Raw genomic sequence first — 19,237 nt, 5'->3', positions numbered from 1 at the left:
TTAAAAAACCCCAAAACCAAATTGGCTTTGAGGTGTTCACAAATTATTATTCAATTATTTTATGCCATAATTCACCAGCATAGTCAGTGTAACATGTCCATTGTCGGAATACAGTAGGGACTTAGTCGGAACTTTATCGGGTTATAGTCGGGAATTAGTCGGGTCATTTATGATTTGAAAGAAATCTGGTATTTCAAGTGATTCCTCACCAATGCCAAGCAGACCTCTCATTGAAGGGATAGTATAACCCCATAGGCAAATTGCAAATAAATCAAGAGCCTCTTTCTTTTTGTCATAATATGTACTGCGCTCAAGCCCCAATAACTCCAACATTTCAAACTCTGTGTATTTATAAACGGTCAAGTATTGCTTACTAAGTATTTCATGATACAGTTGACCGTTATCAGGATACTCATAAATTTTATTCATTGTGTTGTCTATTAGCAAAATCAGCCACTGTGTTTCAAAAAGCGATTTCACACGCTCTGAAAATCTTTCCTGTTCGTTATCTGGAGCGTAATTCGCCAGATACTCAAGCGCTTCCTCCATTGTTCGACTACAGTACATTTCTGCACTCTCACAAACTTCAAAAACACGATTTGATGTTGACCAAACAACGGGTCTATATATCTTGAGTAGCAATTTTGTTTTATGCAGAACAGAATTACGATCAATGTTCAATCCCTTAAACATTAACCCACATTGCTTCATTACTCTGCTTTCCTTTCTCATGGCATCAATCCTTCCTTATATTTCATGTTGACTCTGGGCAACAAGTAGTGGTATATTTATTACGAACGAAGTTGCATGTTCAATAATCAAATTATACTCGAACGTATGTTCTGTGTCAATCAGAATATTATGAACATTACTGCATTCTAAATGCAAAATAACCGGAAGGAGTCTTGGTCATGTTGTTTGGTGATAAAATTAAAGAACTCAGGAATTTGGCAGAAATGAGTCAACAGGAGTTAGCTAATCAAACTGGACTTTCATTGCGCTCTATTCAGAACTACGAGAGCAATCAACGTTATCCAAAAGATGTGGCTATTCTAAACAAGCTGTGCGTTGCTTTAAGCACCACAATCGAAGAACTCATGAAAGAAGAAGACAATTTTATTGTAGAAGCAGCATCCAAGTATGGCGCACGTGGGAAAAAAGATGCTAAACTGCTTGTTGAAGAACTTGGTGGACTATTTGCAGGAGGGGAACTGGGCGAAGAAGATAAGGATAAAGTATTTAGAGCTATTACAGAGATGTATTGGAAGGCGAAAGATAATAATAAAAAATATACCCCCAAAAAATATCAAAAAAACAGCGAGCCTAATGAATAGTCACTGTCCGTTTTTAGGGATAGTTCATTTGTTATACTTGTTACACTGGGGGAGGTGAATTTATCATGCCAAAGAGAGATTATATTCATACTGTTGCTCATGAGCTTATTAAAAAATATGATACACGGGATCCGTTTGAATTGTGCAAAGCCATTGGCGTTGAAGTCTTTTATGCAGACCTCGGAAGTTTGAAAGGAATGTATAAATATCTTAAGAAAAACCGTTTTGCTGTCATAAATGAGAGACTTGACTCTTACTCTAAAACGCTTGTGTGTGCTCACGAGCTTGGCCATGATATATTGCATCAAGATTTAGCCAAAAGGGTCTGTTTACAAGAGTTCATGCTCTATGATATGAAAAGTCGGCCGGAGTATGAAGCCAATCTTTTTGCTTCAGAGATTCTCTTGCCAGATGATAAGATTTTGACTTTGGCTTATGATGGGTATGACATTGAGCAAATTGCTAAAGCCTTATCTACTGACATAAATTTGGTCGCTATCAAGATATCTTCAATGAATACTAGAGGTTATCAATTCAACAATGTAATTGATGCTAAATCTGATTTTTTGCGTAAGTAAAACGGATGGTTGTGAGCTCATCCGTTTTATTTTGAATATCATCTCAATTCTTATTATATCCAAAACGCTCATCTCTTGTAAGTAATACTCTCTTCCAATAGCTTTCTCTGCCGATAATAACTTCGTCATTAGTCATTGATTTATATATCTCTAATACTGAATATTTGAAGTTTGATTTGATGTACTCTCTATCAAGCCCCTTCAAATCAATATTACCACCATGGCCATTATCTACATAATTTCGCCATCTACCTAGCAACATGTCCTTTCCATATGCAGAACCTACGTATCTCTTCCCGGTTGAAATGTCAGTAATTAAATAAACGCCCTTTTGATTCTCTAACGCAGTTTTCCAATCTTTTTTCTCAATCACACGTTTCAGATCATGCCATGATAAATTAATATTTTCATACCCTGGGAAGCCATCATCTTCAAATGTATCTTCAATTATTTCAAGTACTTCACATTCATCAATCACACTTTCAGCCTTTCTAATCAGATTCTGAGATTTATTAGAATATCTCACTACTAATCGACCAAAGTACTTTTTATATTGCTCAAGTGTGCGGTACTCATAACCCACAGCTTCATACTTTTCCAAATCCTTAGTTATTTCACTTATATCAAATAAAAGCCATTTATTACTTCCTATTTTCACAAAGCCGATGGCAACCTGACCCACTTTGAAAGATTTTGCTTTTGAGTAATTCCAAAACTGCCCATCATACAGCCTTTGATTTTTTTCTTTGAAAAAAGTAATTGGATCAAAATCATCACCATTACTTTGATTGAATCGAATTTTTACATTTTTTAACTGAGATTTCGGAAAATTTAAAATGTCATTTAATAGAATCATCATTTTCACCATTATTTTATTATTGAAAAGTCTACAATACTGTATTTGATGTCCAATGCATCCAGGTCACTCATTAAGATTTTTAAGCTCTTGTTATCCCCGTGACCAGTAGAATGAATAACAAGAATGCACTTTTCAACACCTTGTAAATGTTCATGCTCAATTAGTCGTTTCACACAACCTGAATTTAAGTGAGGATCCTGTGGGTTTAAATTCAAAATGAGATTACCCGCGGCATCCCAAATTGGACAAGGTGCAAAAAGTAAATCGTAAGATGCACCAATGCCTTCCTGATGATTTTCAAAAACTAAAGTAAATCTCATATGGTCCTCCTTAATTTTGATAAACATAAATAGTAAATTTCCTGAACTGACTAGTCACTGTAAAGTGAACAAATACCTTTCAACTGATCCATATATTGATCAACAACTGCTTCTGGTGATAGTATCTTCACTTTATTTCCAAATTGCATAATCCATGCAAAAAAAGTTGAGCTAACAGCGACTTTTATCCAGATATAGAAGCTACTATCATCCATTCTGCCAATCACTATCTCTTTCCCAAAGCGATCTATCACTGCGTTCACAAGTGAATTATCAAGTTGTAGTTGCACCATCACATCCTCACCGCCAAACATATTGAAAACCTTTTTAGTATACTCGGCAATATCAAAGTGCTCTCTAACAGGCAAAGGATCCCTTTCTTCATCGCTCAGATCAATCTCCGTCATTCTGTCTACTCGATAATGGGTAAAATCATTATATTTAGTTGAAAAAGTAACCAAGTAATAATTCTCATCATCCCATGACAAGGCATAAGGACTGACCGAATATTTATCTCCATTTTTTCTGAATGTCTTTTCTTTCTGTATATCATAGTCATAATACTTAAATAATACTTTTTTGTTCTCAGCAATTGCTGCATGAAGCCTGTCCACATTATAGTAAATACTCTCATTGATTGTTTTAACTCGATTTGAGACATACACTTGACGATGTAGCGACTGTGCTTGTCTATGACTTGCCAAACTCTCAATTTTTTTAATGAGTTCATTACTCTTTTTATGCGTGACAAACTTTGAGCATTGAACAGCATCTACCAACAGTTTAAGTTCAGGAAGTTCAAATAATCTGCTAGCTACAAAATATTCTGTAGTCTTCGATTTCCTTTTCCCGATATCGAGCCCGTAATTACGGAGAGCTTCTAAATCATCATAGATAGATTTACGCTCAGCGGTGATACCATAACGTTCAAGCTCTGCTATCATGTCATGGATTGTCATAGTATTATCTTCATCTGTCTTTTCATTCAGCATTTTCAATAAATACAATAGCTTAAGTTTTTGATTTGAGCTCTTAGCCACAGAATCACCTCATTTTGTCTGACTACAATAAGAACACCACTAATGATATCATAATATCACAAGATGTGTCCAATAAATCGGATAGTGAATATTGAGTTTGACACATTAATGCAAATCAAAGTTCAAACACTAACAAAAAACAGCCCGTTGCACAATGCAACCGGCTGTTTTAACATAATGGAATATTAAATATTGCTCGCAAGTATATTACGAGATTACTGCATCAGTTTTTTTTTCTAAATCGCTCTCATCAATGCTTTCGTCGCTTGCAAGAACTTTCAATAATTCTTCTGCTAAAAATCTAATTACTGGAACAGAAACAGCATTCCCAGCTTGTTTATACAAATTTGAATCTGCATAATTTTTGTTTTTGTATTTTTCAGGCAATACATATCCATTGCCAACAGGGAATCCTTGTAATTTAAAAGATTCCTTCGGCGTAAGTTTTCTTATACCATTTTCTACTTTAACCAAAGGCACATTGTGTCCACCAGTTCCCATATTTGCAGTAAGCGTTGGGCACACATCACTTTGATTTTTCCTGACGTACTGTCCTCTTCTTACTTGATAGAATTGATACATCTCATTCACATCTTCTTCTAAATTGATTCTGACATCTTTCTTTGAATGAGTTTGAGTGGCATATTCTTCCTCGGTAACAAAATAATGCGGATATTTTTCTTTAGTATAATAGTATTTATCATCTTGCGGAGTATCATAATCGATAATTTTCTTAATGTCCATCATGCGCTCTTCCGATGACTTGACTGTTTTAAATTTTGAAATGTTTTCAAAAAGTTGAAATCTATTCGCATCGCTTTCATTTAGAAATCCAACAATATAAATTCTTTCTCTATTCTGAGGTAAGTACGAATAGCTCATCGTATTAAGTACAGATTCATAAACCGTGTACCCTGTTTTTTCAAGCTCCCTCTTAATAACAGCATATGTTCTTCCATTGTCATGAGAACCTAAATTTTTAACATTTTCAAGAAATAGTAGTCTTGGTTTGCGGTGTCTTTCACCCAGTTGTTTAATTAGCTCAATTATGCTTAAGAACAAATTCCCTCTCTCATCCTCAAAACCTTTTTGTTCACCTGCAATACTGAACGCTTGACAAGGAAATCCACCATTTAATACATCAATTTCCTCTTCAAGAATCCTATCATGCATTTGTTCATAATATTTTGCAGACAACTGATCTTGATATTTTGCTAAAAGTCTTTCAATATCCTTTTTCTCTGTTTTTGAGGTTAATTTATCAGCAAGCTCAATCATATTACTAATTAGTTTCAATAGCTGACCTTTATCTGTTACTGATTCAATCTTACTGTTGATCTGCAGAACTTCTTCAACATGATTTTCAAATTTGGAAATCGATTTAAGTTGTTCACTTTTTTCACAAATATCTTTGGATAAATCTGTAAACGAAGCCGTCATTTCCTCATTTAGTTGCGGGCTGTTGTTTATTTCAGCTATAAGATTATTGAGTTCCAACTTTATTTTAGAAATATCATCAATGCTCTTCAATTGGGCTTTTATATGGTCAATCCTAACTTGTACAAGCTCCGGTTTTAATACCAGCTCAATATCACCTTCAATTAAATTATGCTTGAAATTTGTTCTATATGTTTCAGATGCATATTCGTCAATTTCATTTGCCCAAACGACCTCATATTCAGCTTCAGAATTCTCTGCTTGCATGAACCCAAGACATATTCCACCTACTCCAGCAAATAGACTTCCAACTTTGTATTTCTTTTTCATTGTATATTCCTCTTCCTCAATTCATTATTTATATTTCTCTAAGTACAGAGAGTTGTTTTAAAAACAACTTACTATATTAGCCTAATCACTATATCCAGTGGAGAAACCCAAGTTACTTCAACTCTATCACCAATATTAGCGTTCACATGAGCAAACCAATTACCTAAAGCTTGTAAATCTCCATTTCCATGAAATTGCTTTGCGTAAACATCGCCAGCTTCTCTACTACCACCTGCTTTTAAAACACCATTATAATAACCATCTACAGATCTGCAATTGAATAGGTTATATCCTAAACCTGTTCTCCTAAAATTACTATTATAAATTGAATATGAGTAAGCAACATCAATTGGAATCGGAATATACCCTTCTCCATATACAACACCTCTTGAATTGGTATGTCTATATGACCCCCACTCAAGATGAGCCCGCTTAAGTTCAATTACATATGAATCGCCTGTGTTTGCCACAATAACACCTCCACTATTTATTTTTACATATAGCTGTTAGTAAGAACTTCAAATTAAACAACTTACACTTTCACTATATTTTCTGCTGTAATTAGGAATGTTTCTTTAGAAATATATCTACCTGTTTGTATCAAACCACTATAGATACTAAATCGTGGTCTTCGCCCTTGAGCCTTCTGATCTTTCATAGTTTGCTGTGCATTTACAGGAAAATTATATATGTCCTCCGTACCAACTTCATAAACATCAAAAGTACCATCCCACATGCCTTGACGATAAAAATCTACAAAGAAAATTCTATCCCATTCTGAGTTCGGTCCAAATGAAGTTAGATCTGGAAGTACGCTACATGCTTTTACTTGAATTCTATTATTGCCTCTTCCCGCGTATGGGTCATAACAATCATACGATGAATTCGCACCTGCAATGTTTGAAGAACACCGCCAAACATTCTTAGCTATACAAAATGCCGTTTCGGATAATCCTTCTGGCAAATTAACAGATCTTGCATTCATTTGGTTTAGCAAGTAACATAAATTGCGCCAACTATTATATATGCCAAACAAGGCAGATGCGTCTTCTTGTCCAAAGACATCTACATTAGCATAATAATTACCTTCTGGTAGTTCTAAAATTTGATTAACCGTTTTCATTTTTCTACCTCCCTAAAATGCATTCATTTTTTTCAAAACTACAATAACCGATTTAACATTTTCAAAGTATTCCGTGTTGTTTTCATATATTTCTACTAATGGAACATCACCCGTTATGCAAAGTACTCCACAAAACAAATCTTTTTCCTCATTATAAATAGGAATACAGAGAATTGAACTGAAGTTCACTTTTCCATTTGAATAAACATCACTAAATCTAAATGGCTTATTTTTTGTAACATCATCACTCATCGCAGGTTCTTTAACCTTATACACATAGAAAACTAAAGAATCCGAACCAAATTTTTTCTCGACTTTAGTTTCTTCACTGTGCTTCGTAGATTCATAGATTATAAGTTCTTCTGTATCTTTTGATTTAATAAATAATGAAACATTGATTTCTGGTTGATTAGGATAAATACTTATGCATCCATTTATGTACATTTGTATGCTAGCAAGCACTCTCGGTAAAATTGATTTCTTATTTGAAGGATAAAACAACATATCTTTATAATACTTAATACATTCACTAAGTGCTCTATTGAGTTTAATCATCATTGCATTTTCATCATCCATTAACGTTCGCTCATCTATTAATTGAAAATACTTATTTTCTAGATCTGCTTTTTCAAAAGCTAAAGTATCATTATCAGTTTTCAAATTAGACACGCTTTTTATTAAGTCATCCATCTCTGATTTAACTTTCGACAAATCTGTTGCCAAAACATTATTGGAAATTTCCAGCATCCGTTTTCTTTTAATATAATTCCAAGAAAAATATATACAGAGCACTAAACTACCTGCTCCTAAACTTATTATCAGCCACTTTATATTAAACTGATGATTTATTAAGAGCCCTAAAAAAAAGAATACTGCTGTTGTACCGAAACCACTCCACCATACATTTTTTCCCATTTTATTATCAGAATCCATCATCATCTATCACCCTAATCCTTAATCATAGTTCTACTTATCTTTTTATTGATAAGGTCTATAGTAGCATATGGTTCTAACTGTAATGGTTCTATCAATTTATTAATGATTGAAAATCTTGGCCTTTTGCCTTCCTTTTGTCGTTCTTTAAAAGTTATATTTTTTTTGACTATTACTTTATTTAACCTTCTAGGTGATATTTTATAAAATTCAAGCTTGTCCTCTTCTAAATTCAATCTTACAAAATGTAGTTCATCAAATTCGCTTTTCGGCCCAAATGAAGATAAATCACTATTGTAATTACTAGTTGCCTTAATTTGAATCTTCTTTCCCTTCTTTCCTACAGCATCTTCTGATCCTTTTTTTGTACTATGTTCAAACTTGTTAACATAACAACATAAATATTCAGAAACAAGTTCAGGAAAATTTAATCCACGTCCGTAAATTTTTTTTATTCTTTTAGATAGCTTTTTCCATTCAAAATAAATATCTATACATTCATCAAAATCCTCTTTGGAAATTTTTTTCAGCCCCATTAAACCCTCCTACTTACTTAAGGTATTTCTCCAAGGTACCAACTTCTTTCATATCCCCCGATTGAATATAATAGTTCTCAGCATCCATAGGAGTTTTGCCATTAAGCATTTCACCCTTTTTAATAATGTGCTTATTGCTTATTGCATACTTTAAATCTTCAATGGTTATAAAACCTGGAATATCATATTTCCATTCTAAAGATAGTATTGCTGAGGAAAGCTGTTCCTTGCTTTCAGTATTTGAATACAGAGCTTTAATCCTTTTTAGAATATCTTCGCAATATGGCTCAATTCTCACTAGAATAAAAATATCATAGGTTGATGATCCTTTACCAATATTGGGAATGTACTGTGCCAATTCATTCCAATCTTTTGTCTCGAGTAATAAAAGATTTCCAAAACTCTTTGTTGATTTAATAGAAATCTTCTTCTCGTTAATTACAAAATCATAATCATCCCATTCTCCAAGTCCATATGTTGATAAGTCAGGCTTTTGCAATTCAAAGTTTTTATAAAGTTTATTGTAAACAGCAAATTCAGAAAGTTTTCCTTGAAATGTATTGGCAAATATCTCGCCATTCTTTCTCAAATGTGTTCCGCCACTCCGATGATTTCTATGCTCACCAGACATTCCAAAACTCATGGCATAAGCAAAATCCAAAGTACTCTTAATCGTCTCTTGCTTAAAAGTACCAATCGCGTTGAAATTTTTTCTTTGTGTAATGAATACGCCATCTTTTTTCGTTTCCATTTTATGCAACAATTAATGCACCGCCTTCCATGAATTACAAACACTAATCGGCTGGATATTTCACTGCATTTTTCTTAAGCTTATCGTTAATAATTGCGTCAGTTTCCATTCCAAAGTGATTTGCCATGGACATACAATAAATCATAACATCCGCAAGTTCTTCTCCGATATGCTCTAAAATTCTCGGATCGTTTACTATCTCTGATTCCATATTTGACTTCCATTGAAAAATTTCCATTAACTCTGCAGACTCTATTGCAATACTCATTGCAAGGTTCTTAGGAGTATGTGATGATTTCCAATCTCTCTCTTCAACAAACCGACTTACTTTTCGTTGAAGATCAACCATATTCTCTTTATTATTCATTTTTCAGTTCCTCAATTCTTCCAGCAATTATATTTCTATTTATAGCTTCCCAAAGATATAAGGATGCATAAGTTCTAAATGGCACCCACCTTGAACTAATCTCATGTAATCTATCTTTGCTAATCTTTCCATCTAATTTGTAGAGCCATTTTATTGCTCTTTGCAATCCAACATCATTTATAGAAAATACATCTTCGCGCCCCAGTGAAAATATTAGAAACATTTCAGCAGTCCAAACACCTATGCCTTTAACGCAAGTTAACATCTCGATTACTTCGTCATTTCCCATATTCATGAAGTTATCAGGCTTTATATCACCATCAATAAAAGCTCTGGATAAATTTTTAAGATACTGTGCCTTTGATGATGAAATCCCTGCACTTTTCAATAAATCTAAATCAATTTCAAGTGTTCTTTCAGGAGTCAACTCACCTTCATAAATATCTATTGCCCTATTCCAAATCGTATTGGCTGCCTTAAAAGACAATTGCTGACCAACAATTGATTTAGCTAAGGCTATAAAATGATCTGTGCGCGTTTCAACTTCAAGTGGCCCAATTGTATCTATAAGAACTCTTAATTCTGAATCGTTATTAATTAATGCTGTATCGATTAGTCGTGTGGTTCTTAAAATGTTATTTTTCATTTTCTGATGCCTTCCCACTTTTGACCCAATCATCAATTTCTTCAATTTTAAACTTCCATAACCTACCCATTTTATATGCTGGAAGACTTTTATTTGAAATCCATAAGTAAATAGTGTCTTTGCTTACGCCTAAATACTTTGCAACCTCTTCCAACGAAATCCACCGTTCATCCAAATTATTAAACACAGAAACACCTCCAACTTAATTATTCTAACATATCGATGCAACTATCGTCTATGAACAAGTATGATTTAATCTGAATTAGATTGTATAACTAAGAAAAACAGCAATAAAGCCATTGATTTTATCAACATTCTTTATTGCTGCTCTCATTGTATTATCATTTCATATATTTTTTTCAAACTACTTGCAATGTTTTCTTTTAATTGGCTTTCACAAAGAACATATACAATCCAATCTACTAACAGGATCTCAATTACACAACTCCAGTTTATAATTCATATTCGTCCAAATTGACCCAAATAATTGCTCCCATAGGATGTTTGTAGACAATTGGTTCTTTGAATATTACAGGTTTTTCCAACACCCATGCAAATATTCTTTTGTATGGACTTTCAATCACCTCATCGACATTAGCTCCTCTGCCAATCTTCCAAGTTCTATACTCGTCCATTGTTATTTCTTTGCTTTCAACAATATTTACCGTGCCAAATATCCTTGATGAGCCACTTTTTATAAGCGCAATCTGTCCCCGAATTTTTGTATTGCTACCTCTTATTTCCCACTTTTTAGTTCCAGCGAGTATTTCTTCAATATATGGCGACTTAATAATCAAACCTCTCATCAATTACTCCTATATGTTTTCAATAAATTCTAGCCAATCATTGTCTGAATTCTTCATCTTCGCAACACTTTTAACATACCTGTATCCATCAAAATTTTGACCTGGTATCTCTTTAACTTTTTCTAATTCTTCTAAATATGTTAATCCGCAAATCCACACAGGTACATTTTTTAGCTTATCAATTTTTCTGGACTTTTGGTCATTATCCAAGTACTCTTTTACCGTTTTGAAAAATGAATGATCTCGTAAAATTCTAAAGAGATGATCGGAAGGGAGGTCAACTCTGGCGAAAATATAGGCATCTGATCTCCTATCATCAAAATCAACTTCATTCCCTCCTAAAACCAAATAACTGCTTTTAATTTTACTTGCTTTAACTCCAACACCTATTTTGGGTTTTCTCATGTTTGTGTTGCACTTTTTTACAGAAACAATATCCTGAGGCGTTATATGGTCAGTATGCACATCTTCATCTAGACCTATATCTACACCATAATGATCCATTAGAAATTTTTTGACAGCATGTTCAGCTAAAATACCTAATATTACATCATCCACAGCTTGAACTTCACTTCGCTGTCCTCGAATTCCATTTAATGATAGTCCACCATAAACCATCTTGATTGCAAATTGAAAGCATTTTTCATAGTCTGCCAATGACAAATTAATTGTCCGGCTTTCTTTTAGATTTTTCCAACTCTTCAGCTCACTCTTATTAACTCAACTTTCGCATGATAAAAACCTTTTGAAAGCATTGAAATTTCAACGTATTTCTCAAATTATATTGTAATATAGACAGAAAATGCACCCGAAATTTGATAAAATGGAAGTAACCACACGACCATAGTCAAATAGAAAGGGTGCACACATACATGATACACCAACATGACCTATCTGAAAAGAACAACCTTGAAATTTCAAGAGCTTTCAAAGCGTTGAAGATCAACAAGATTCTCCGATTTGCAAACATAAGAAAAAGTGAAGGATTCAGCGCTGCATATCTTTTTCAACTTTTGATCATTCTTGTATTCGAAAACAAGAATCTTTACCGACTTCTTGATAGCGCAAAAGGTAAAGATCGCCCTCAAAAGGATTCGTATTATCGCTTCTTAAAACAGCCAACCTTTGCGTGGAGAAGGTTTTTAGCCGCTCTGTCGCTTAATGTTATTCAATCATTTACAGGACTTACAAGTGACAAACGGGTAAAAGTGCTTATTGTCGATGATTCTCTCTTCTCAAGGTCTAGAAGTAAAAAAGTAGAGTTGCTAGCCCGTGTTTTCGACCACGTGACCGGAAAGATGGTAAAAGGCTTTAGCATGCTAACCCTTGGCTGGTCTGATGGTCATAGCTTTGTACCTGTCGATTTTGATATGCTTAGTTCAGTTCAAGACAAGCTCCGTCTGAGCGAGATAGATGAACGCATTGATAAACGTACTCATGGATTCAAAAGACGCCAAGATGCTTTGCAACAGCGCCCAGACAGTGTTTACAAGATGGTGAAGAGTGCTTTAGAATCGGGAATTCTTGCGGACTATATCCTTATGGATAGTTGGTTTACTAATGAGCCAATGATTAAGAGAATGCTGGATTTCGACTTGGATGTTATAGGAATGGTGAAAAATCAAAAGCAAAGATACGAGTTCGGTGGTGTATGGTACTCCCTCCCAGAATTAAGAGGTAAACTGAAAGCAAGTGATTTCAACGATGTGATTGGTCAGATACACGTTAAAACCAAATCAGGAATTAAAGTTAAGCTTGTCTTTATCAAGAACAGAAACAAGCGGAAAGAATGGTTAGCGCTTCTTTGCACTGACATGGCGATTACAGCAGCTGAAGTTGTTCGGATTTATGGTATGCGCTGGGATATCGAGGTGTTCTTCAAAGCTTCCAAATCACTTCTGAAGCTCGCTAAAGAGTTCCAAGGGCGCAGTTTTGACATGACCATTGCTCACACAACCATTGTATTTACTCGATTCATCATATTGCAATGGATTCATAGACAACACACTGACCACAGGACTTTTGGTGAATTATTCTATGACTTTTGCGATGAAGTCAAGCAGGTTGATTTTGTTGACTCGCTTAAGTCATTGCTAGAGATAATAAGCGAAATCAAGAATAGTGTTTCTCAACAAGCAAACAAACTGGTTTTGCGTCTATTAGACAATTGGATTCAAACTCAGCCCAGTCACATCAGGCATTTGCTTGGTTTATTGGTGTGCGAAAGTTGAGTTATTAAAATACCATTTTCCCTTTTCTTTATATCCAACAATTTCTTTGCTATTTTCAAAATAATTTTTGAATTGTTTTTCACTAATTCCTAAGTATTCAATTGCCTGTTTTTTATTTAAAACACCCATCACAATCTCCTAAATACAATCGATATAACTTGCAAGTTTGTCCTCTATTGTATCTATCAACGGATGTTTATTCAGAATGACCCATCCGTATTTTTCTCCATAAATTTCAAGCATGCTTTTTCTAAAAACTTCATAAATCTCAACAGCCTTTTCGTCATCGAATTCTTTTAAAATTACAATAGGAATACGGTTAGGATAGAATCCATTATCCCAAATCAGTAAGTCATCCTCAAACGCTAAACCTGTGACTTTAGCAATACTCTTGATTTTATTTTCTACTTTGAAAACCAATAAATCTTCAATATCCCATCGTTTTACGCTTGATCTTTCATCACCCCAAAGTCCAAATTCAACACATTTATCATATTGATCTTTCTTTATTGAAGCTACTCTCATTGCCATTATATAAACCTCCATATATTTTTCGCATTTATACTTGACAATAAAATTATATCATATATTGCAAACTCATAACATTCTGCATTAAAAGTGTAAATTGAATACTATAAAATTCTCAAAGAATACATTGGACATTGTATGTATTCAGAGTTAACATTACACAAAAAATGAAATGAGGAATCAATATGAAAGTGAAATTAAATGTAGGAAGTCTATTTGCAGGCGTTGGAGGAGTTTGCCTTGGAATGAAAACTGCCCAAAATCAAGAGGCTGAATTTAATTTAGTATGGGCTAATGAAATTGATGAATACGCATGTGAAACTTATAGAACAAATTTCGATCATACTCTTCTTGAAGGGGATTTGAACTTAATTCTTAAGCCGTCATTAGTTTTAGAAAAAATTTCAGAACTGACCATGCAACTTAACTCCGTTACAGATGAATCTCATAAGAAGATCATAAAAAAAAGTCTTGCTAAACTGAAAACTCAATATGAATCTAAGTATTACGAAAAAATGCATGATACTATCCTTAACGATAAAATCGACTTGCTAAATGGGGGTTTTCCTTGCCAAGCATTTAGTATCGCAGGAGCTCAAAAGGGATTCGAGGATGACAGAGGAAATCTCTTTTTAAGTATTATAGAGCTAATAAATCAGTTAGGTGAAAAGCACGGAAAACCCCGTTTTTTATTCTTAGAAAATGTTAAAAACCTACATTCGCATGATAATGGGAAAACATACAAAGTAATAAAGAATGAATTAGAGAAAGCTGGTTACATTATTAAAGAATACGTTTTGAACACAATGCATTATAGTGATTTGCCACAAAACCGAGAACGCCTTTACATCATTGGTTTTTTGAATAATTCTGATTCATTGAAATTTGATTTATTTGAAAAGATAGATGAGTTTAAAGTAAATAAGACCCCTCAGGATCGCATTAATGATATCCAAAGCATTATTAATCACACAAATGTAGAAGATCGTAAATATTACTATACTCCCGATAGATATCCCAGATATTTTGCTCCTACTCGAGACATGATACGGAATGAAGATACTAGCATAATAAATTTAGAACAGAGCATCAATGAGTCCTTTCAATTCTATCAGCTTAGGCGTAGTAAGTATGTAAGAAAAAACAAAAGTAACGTATGTCCAACTCTAACCGCTAATATGGGAACAGGTGGACATAACGTTCCCATAATTCTTGTTAGCGATGGCATTAGAAAGCTAACGCCATCTGAGGCATTTAAACTACAAGGTTTTCCAATTGGTAATGGTTACTCACTTCCCTCAAATTTCAACAGCAAACCATATGGAGATGCACACCTTTACAAACAAGCAGGGAATTCTGTATCTATACCCATAATCAAAATGATCTCAGAACAGATACTAAATATTATTTAATCAAGTAGCTTATGTTTTTTGAAAATTAATCATTTGGATTTAAAACTTACTAATTGGTAGCTAGGATTACTTTCAAATCCTAGCTACTTGTCTTTAGATATCAATGTCGATGTTAAAAAGTACCCCCTCTATATCAAAAATAAAGCTAAATATATATTCTTTCTCTGCTGTTAATAAACTCTTAAAGTGATTCCTTCTGGACAGTCCATCATGAACCCCACCTCAGTCCACGAAAAAGGCATAGCTTCCCCTTGGAGGAAAACTATACATTTTTCGTAATCTGTCATATTTCTATTTTAAAAAATAGTGATTTGAAGAATTGCTGCCATTCTCCCTATAGCTACATTCCTTCCGAAGTAATCCGCACTTCAACAAATCATCTAAAGCTCGTTTTACAGTACTCACAGACATTGAAGTATCTCTAGCAATGGTTTTTATGGCTGGCCAACATTCACCGTCTACATTGCTTCTGTCTTTTAAATACATGTATACCGCTTTGGCTCGATGAGGTATTTCTTCTCTGTATAAATTCCCGAAGAAACTCAACCGTCTCACCTCCTATGTCCTAATAATAGCTTTTCGTTTTACGGCTGATTCATCGCTTGGATCCATTGCAGGAGCATGAAGGGTACCACCTCTTTTACCAGTTTCAGCATTCTCATCATCAGCAGAGTCATCATCAACTTCCAATGCCATAGTATGTCTCACAATGTTTTCTTCTAGCTCCTCTTTATCAGCGTAGTACACTTTGCGATGGGACTTCTCCTCAGTTTCGTATATCTTATCAAATGTAATCCCCCAGTCCAAGAAGAGCTTTATCCTTGTTTTCATTGGATGTACACCAGTTTTCATAACAACAAAGTTTCCTTTGGGTAATGCCTTAAGCTCATCCGCAGTGAGAAGTGGTCTTTCAATCATCTGCAGACTTTGAGACGGATCATTTTTTCCTCGACTAATACTACCACTCATCACAGTTCTGCTACCAAGTGCCTTAGAGAGCACCTGTGCAGTTTCAGAGTTTGGTGCAAATCCACCGAAGATTGTAAGTTGACAGTTATCTGTGATAATTTGACTGCCTTCTTTTCCGTAGTTTCTATCGAGCTGAGCGAATGACTGAATAATTGGAATTACCGATATCCTTCTCGATCGACCAGCTGATAGCATCATCTCAAAAGACTCAATCTTTGGGATGGTTCCGATTTCATCTGCGTAGATCATCACTCGGTTAGGTAGCTTGCCACCGTTTTCATCTGCCACGGTCAACATCTCACGATAGAACTGCTGTAAGAATAGTGACACCATAAAATACTTGGTGTTATCTTCCTCTGGGAGAATGAGAAAGATTGCTGATTTCTCGTTACAGAACGTTTCAGCATCAATCGCCGTGTCAAAACAAAGGATCTGCTCCATCTCAGAATCAAGAAACGCATTAAGCCTTGACAGTACCGTTGAGAGGACAGATGCCATAGCTTGTTCAGCCGAATTGAGAGCTGCACCCGCAAACCACTTTGCTTTATGAGTTGGTGGTAGCTTATCCATCAAGAGCTGAAATTGACTTTTTCCTTTTATCTTGCTCGGTGCCATCAAGTCCTGCACCATTTTGAAGACAGAAATGATATGTCGCTTATCTACTCGTTTACCACTTTCAATTGTCGGTGGGAGAAATTCTGCAATTAGAAGAATTACAGATGTGAGAAGTCCTTCTGCCGCATCATAGAAGAATGCATTCTGTCCCATGGCAGCATTGTTTCCATCAGTTGAAATGATCGTTTTTGAAATAATCTTTGCATATTTCTCTGCTTTTGCTTTCGCAGAGTAATTGTTGTTATCTACTCGATATAAATCCATGTACTTATTGACCAAATGAAGCAAGTTATTCCCATCACTTCGGGTTGGGTTACGTAGATCAATGACCGCAATATTATAGCCGTAGCTCTCCTTAGCTATCATCCCATAATTTCTTGCTAGGTCACCCTTGGTGTCTGTTGTAATGAAAGACATTCCACTTGCACAGGCATATTCTAGATTCGGATATAGAAAATATGCTGTCTTACCAACGCCTGCCGCACCAATCATTAAACAGTGGACATCTCCAGGATCCACAAGACCCGTCACCATGTTATTTGATCCTTTGCATCCAATTATTAATCCTTGCATCGGATTGCCTTTTTCATCAATTGGTAGGTTGATACCTTGTCGCCACTCTTTAACCTTGAATGGTATATGATGATAAGTACTTTCAATTTCCTTTTTTGTTGCAAATCTTGCAACACCATGCTGTCCATCCCCAACGGTTTTGGATTTGATACCGTTCAAAGTATAGTAATGGGCTAGTAAGGACAGTCCGCCAATAACAGAAAACATAACGGCTGCAGTGGCTATTAACATATATACTTGAGAATTCATTTTTCACATCCTTTCATAAAAATGAGGCATGGGATTTCTCCCACGCCTCATGATTTCATGACATATTAAGTGATTGAGTCTGTATCTGCTTTTGCACAAGAAGTTCTAGCTTAATCGTAGATTTCAGAAGGATTAAAGCAACTTTCTGAAATCCAATGGCATAGCTCAACACTTCTGTTTCATCAATGGCTTCTGCACTCATATTTATTCTAGAAAGCTCATCGGATACTTCAGAGAACGTAGGATCCCATCGGCTCCGATTTTGATATGCACGAAACTGCTCACTCATACTTTGAATGATTTCTTCTGCCGTCATCTGATGACCTAATTGCCGATGTTCTTTCAATGCTAGACATAAAAAAACAGCTGATGCCAACTTCATGGCTTCAGCTTGATTTTCATTTTTTATTTGGGCTTGCTTCAGTATGTCTATTCCATCGGGATACCCTAAATTCATCGATCCCATATCTTTCATTAGAATCAGTATTTCTTCGCACAGATCATTTTTCAATCGATGTTGTGGGTGCTCCTCAGACGGAATCGCAATTAAGTTCTGTCTTGCTCTTAAGTCTTCATTCCAATCCTTGAAACAAGGCTGTAGTTTGCTACAACTTTTATTTTTCTCAGCAAGCATGTCTTCAATTTTCTCGCAAGCTTCAATCCCAGCCGCATCATGATCCAAGCACAAAACAACATGGGTTAGTTCTGTATTCCACTCAAGAGTTTTGAAAAGTGCCTGTTCTGATAAACCACAAAGTGCAAGGTAACTATGTTTTCTCCAACCCGATTCTTTATACATTGTGATAAAGGACAGCAGATCGATTGGAGCCTCAAACACATATATCCGATCGCTGTTTCCGATGTGATGAAAGCTATAACATGGATTGCTACTGTCGATATTCCCCTTATAGCCTTTTCCTTCCGAATACAGTCCTCTCTTATGAGCATGCTTTGAAACTCCGTTTTCATCGTAGCCCACGAACACGGCATTATGATATTCCTTTGATCCATCAGCAGTCAGCTCTTTGCTTTCATAAATAAGTTTTTCTTTGACAAAGAAACTCACCACTTCAGGATCTATCAATCTATGCTTGACTAAATATGCAAATAATCTTCGCATGTCATTATTGCACGGCGGAAGTTTAAATGGTTTTTTAGTCTCTTGATCTTTTTTTGCCTTAGTGTATGGATTGCCTTGCTCGCCGTTAAGAAGCATTGTAACCGCATCAGGAAATGTATGCCCATAGAAATATTGAACGAAATCTATCGCAAGTCCACCTTCCTTAGTTGCATGATCAAACCACTCATTCCTTCGCACAGTTACGCTGTGGTTACTTTCAAGGCGCTTCTCTCTTCCGGAAGACAAAAGTGTCTCTCCTTGCATTTTTAAAAATTCAACAAGATCTACGCTATTGGCTCTTTGCTTTTGATCGTCGGTAAAATGAATGTATGTCCCCATAATGCACCGCCTATTGTCTTCTGGTTCCTATACGATGAAACGCCGTCCTTTTTACTGGACGGCGTTTCATGTAGGGATTGATGTTTAACTTTTCAAAATTTCTATAGATTGATTTTGATTTGATTTTTCGATTTTTCTTCA

24 protein-coding genes are annotated in these 19,237 nt (G+C 35.1%); 4 read left to right on the top strand and 20 right to left on the bottom strand.

The genetic code is table 11. The annotated features are described in order from the left end of the window. Positions 1-141 precede the first annotated feature (141 nt). A complete protein-coding gene (locus tag AB3489_RS04565) occupies positions 142-732 on the bottom strand; it encodes a hypothetical protein (protein ID WP_368294124.1) in 591 nt (196 codons plus the stop codon). Between the two features lie 179 nt (positions 733-911). Between AB3489_RS04565 and AB3489_RS04560 the strand changes: the two genes are divergently transcribed. After that, positions 912-1,334 carry a helix-turn-helix domain-containing protein gene (locus tag AB3489_RS04560; protein ID WP_368294123.1) on the top strand — a complete coding sequence of 141 codons (423 nt, stop codon included), beginning with the start codon at positions 912-914 and terminating at the stop codon, positions 1,332-1,334. A gap of 65 nt (positions 1,335-1,399) precedes the next feature. Beyond that, a complete protein-coding gene (locus AB3489_RS04555) occupies positions 1,400-1,912 on the top strand; it encodes an ImmA/IrrE family metallo-endopeptidase (RefSeq protein WP_368294122.1) in 513 nt (170 codons plus the stop codon). A 43-nt stretch (positions 1,913-1,955) separates the two neighbouring features. Here the strand turns inward: AB3489_RS04555 and AB3489_RS04550 are convergent, their stop codons facing one another. The 14 genes from AB3489_RS04550 to AB3489_RS04485 form a co-directional block, all read right to left on the bottom strand. Next, positions 1,956-2,771 carry a GIY-YIG nuclease family protein gene (locus AB3489_RS04550; RefSeq protein ID WP_368294121.1) on the bottom strand — a complete coding sequence of 272 codons (816 nt, stop codon included), beginning with the start codon at positions 2,769-2,771 and terminating at the stop codon, positions 1,956-1,958. 8 nt (positions 2,772-2,779) lie between these two features. Beyond that, entirely contained in the window at positions 2,780-3,091 is a 312-nt protein-coding gene (locus tag AB3489_RS04545; protein WP_368294120.1) for a hypothetical protein, read from the bottom strand. Positions 3,092-3,141: 50 nt separating this feature from the next. After that, positions 3,142-4,131, bottom strand: a complete 990-nt coding sequence (locus AB3489_RS04540; protein ID WP_368294119.1) for a helix-turn-helix transcriptional regulator — start codon at positions 4,129-4,131, stop codon at positions 3,142-3,144. Positions 4,132-4,338: 207 nt separating this feature from the next. Then, a complete protein-coding gene (dcm, locus tag AB3489_RS04535) occupies positions 4,339-5,898 on the bottom strand; it encodes a DNA (cytosine-5-)-methyltransferase (RefSeq protein WP_368294118.1) in 1,560 nt (519 codons plus the stop codon). A 71-nt stretch (positions 5,899-5,969) separates the two neighbouring features. Next, entirely contained in the window at positions 5,970-6,368 is a 399-nt protein-coding gene (locus tag AB3489_RS04530) for a hypothetical protein (RefSeq protein ID WP_368294117.1), read from the bottom strand. Between the two features lie 62 nt (positions 6,369-6,430). Beyond that, on the bottom strand, positions 6,431-7,021 hold the full coding sequence (locus AB3489_RS04525; protein WP_368294116.1) for a Bsp6I family type II restriction endonuclease: 591 nt from the start codon (positions 7,019-7,021) through the stop codon (positions 6,431-6,433). Between the two features lie 12 nt (positions 7,022-7,033). After that, entirely contained in the window at positions 7,034-7,957 is a 924-nt protein-coding gene (locus AB3489_RS04520; RefSeq protein WP_368294115.1) for a hypothetical protein, read from the bottom strand. A gap of 11 nt (positions 7,958-7,968) precedes the next feature. Then, on the bottom strand, positions 7,969-8,490 hold the full coding sequence (locus AB3489_RS04515; protein ID WP_368294114.1) for a Bsp6I family type II restriction endonuclease: 522 nt from the start codon (positions 8,488-8,490) through the stop codon (positions 7,969-7,971). Positions 8,491-8,503: 13 nt separating this feature from the next. Further along, complete coding sequence (locus AB3489_RS04510; RefSeq protein ID WP_368294113.1) at positions 8,504-9,241, bottom strand: hypothetical protein; 738 nt, start codon at positions 9,239-9,241, stop codon at positions 8,504-8,506. 43 nt (positions 9,242-9,284) lie between these two features. Continuing rightward, on the bottom strand, positions 9,285-9,608 hold the full coding sequence (locus AB3489_RS04505; RefSeq protein WP_368294112.1) for a nucleotide pyrophosphohydrolase: 324 nt from the start codon (positions 9,606-9,608) through the stop codon (positions 9,285-9,287). Next, positions 9,601-10,254 carry a DNA-3-methyladenine glycosylase gene (locus tag AB3489_RS04500; protein WP_368294111.1) on the bottom strand — a complete coding sequence of 218 codons (654 nt, stop codon included), beginning with the start codon at positions 10,252-10,254 and terminating at the stop codon, positions 9,601-9,603. The genes AB3489_RS04505 and AB3489_RS04500 overlap by 8 nt, the downstream gene beginning before the upstream one ends. Then, positions 10,244-10,441 carry a helix-turn-helix domain-containing protein gene (locus AB3489_RS04495; RefSeq protein ID WP_368294110.1) on the bottom strand — a complete coding sequence of 66 codons (198 nt, stop codon included), beginning with the start codon at positions 10,439-10,441 and terminating at the stop codon, positions 10,244-10,246. The genes AB3489_RS04500 and AB3489_RS04495 overlap by 11 nt, the downstream gene beginning before the upstream one ends. Before the next feature lie 265 nt (positions 10,442-10,706). Beyond that, positions 10,707-11,060, bottom strand: coding sequence for an ASCH domain-containing protein (locus tag AB3489_RS04490; RefSeq protein ID WP_368294109.1), 354 nt, complete (start codon positions 11,058-11,060; stop codon positions 10,707-10,709). Positions 11,061-11,069: 9 nt separating this feature from the next. Continuing rightward, positions 11,070-11,717, bottom strand: coding sequence for a hypothetical protein (locus tag AB3489_RS04485; RefSeq protein ID WP_368294108.1), 648 nt, complete (start codon positions 11,715-11,717; stop codon positions 11,070-11,072). Positions 11,718-11,932: 215 nt separating this feature from the next. Between AB3489_RS04485 and AB3489_RS04480 the strand changes: the two genes are divergently transcribed. Then, on the top strand, positions 11,933-13,291 hold the full coding sequence (locus AB3489_RS04480) for a transposase (protein ID WP_368294107.1): 1,359 nt from the start codon (positions 11,933-11,935) through the stop codon (positions 13,289-13,291). Here AB3489_RS04480 and AB3489_RS04475 read toward each other — a convergent pair. Together AB3489_RS04475 and AB3489_RS04470 are read right to left on the bottom strand one after the other, a co-directional pair. Then, on the bottom strand, positions 13,271-13,420 hold the full coding sequence (locus AB3489_RS04475) for a hypothetical protein (protein WP_368294105.1): 150 nt from the start codon (positions 13,418-13,420) through the stop codon (positions 13,271-13,273). The genes AB3489_RS04480 and AB3489_RS04475 overlap by 21 nt on opposite strands. Positions 13,421-13,429: 9 nt before the next feature. Further along, positions 13,430-13,822, bottom strand: a complete 393-nt coding sequence (locus AB3489_RS04470; protein ID WP_368294104.1) for a hypothetical protein — start codon at positions 13,820-13,822, stop codon at positions 13,430-13,432. A gap of 182 nt (positions 13,823-14,004) precedes the next feature. Here AB3489_RS04470 and dcm (AB3489_RS04465) point away from each other — a divergent pair, with 182 nt between their 5' ends. Continuing rightward, positions 14,005-15,231, top strand: coding sequence for a DNA (cytosine-5-)-methyltransferase (gene dcm, locus AB3489_RS04465; protein WP_368294103.1), 1,227 nt, complete (start codon positions 14,005-14,007; stop codon positions 15,229-15,231). Positions 15,232-15,522: 291 nt separating this feature from the next. Here the strand turns inward: dcm (AB3489_RS04465) and AB3489_RS04460 are convergent, their stop codons facing one another. From AB3489_RS04460 to AB3489_RS04450, 3 genes are read right to left on the bottom strand one after another with little or no spacing between them, the layout of a single operon-like run. Next, on the bottom strand, positions 15,523-15,777 hold the full coding sequence (locus AB3489_RS04460; protein WP_368294101.1) for a helix-turn-helix domain-containing protein: 255 nt from the start codon (positions 15,775-15,777) through the stop codon (positions 15,523-15,525). Positions 15,778-15,789: 12 nt separating this feature from the next. Next, the gene (locus tag AB3489_RS04455; RefSeq protein WP_368294100.1) at positions 15,790-17,637 is read right to left on the bottom strand and encodes a VirD4-like conjugal transfer protein, CD1115 family; all 1,848 of its coding nucleotides are present in this window, start codon (positions 17,635-17,637) and stop codon (positions 15,790-15,792) included. Positions 17,638-17,692: 55 nt separating this feature from the next. Further along, positions 17,693-19,096, bottom strand: a complete 1,404-nt coding sequence (locus AB3489_RS04450) for a DUF3991 and toprim domain-containing protein (protein ID WP_368294099.1) — start codon at positions 19,094-19,096, stop codon at positions 17,693-17,695. Between the last annotated feature and the right edge of the window lie 141 nt (positions 19,097-19,237).

This window comes from Dehalobacter sp. TBBPA1 (assembly GCF_040931655.1).
GTDB classification, from domain to species: Bacteria; Bacillota; Desulfitobacteriia; order Desulfitobacteriales; family Syntrophobotulaceae; genus Dehalobacter; species Dehalobacter restrictus.
The sequence above is the reverse complement of the archived record's forward strand: the minus strand, read 5'-3'. Positions and strand labels throughout refer to the sequence as shown.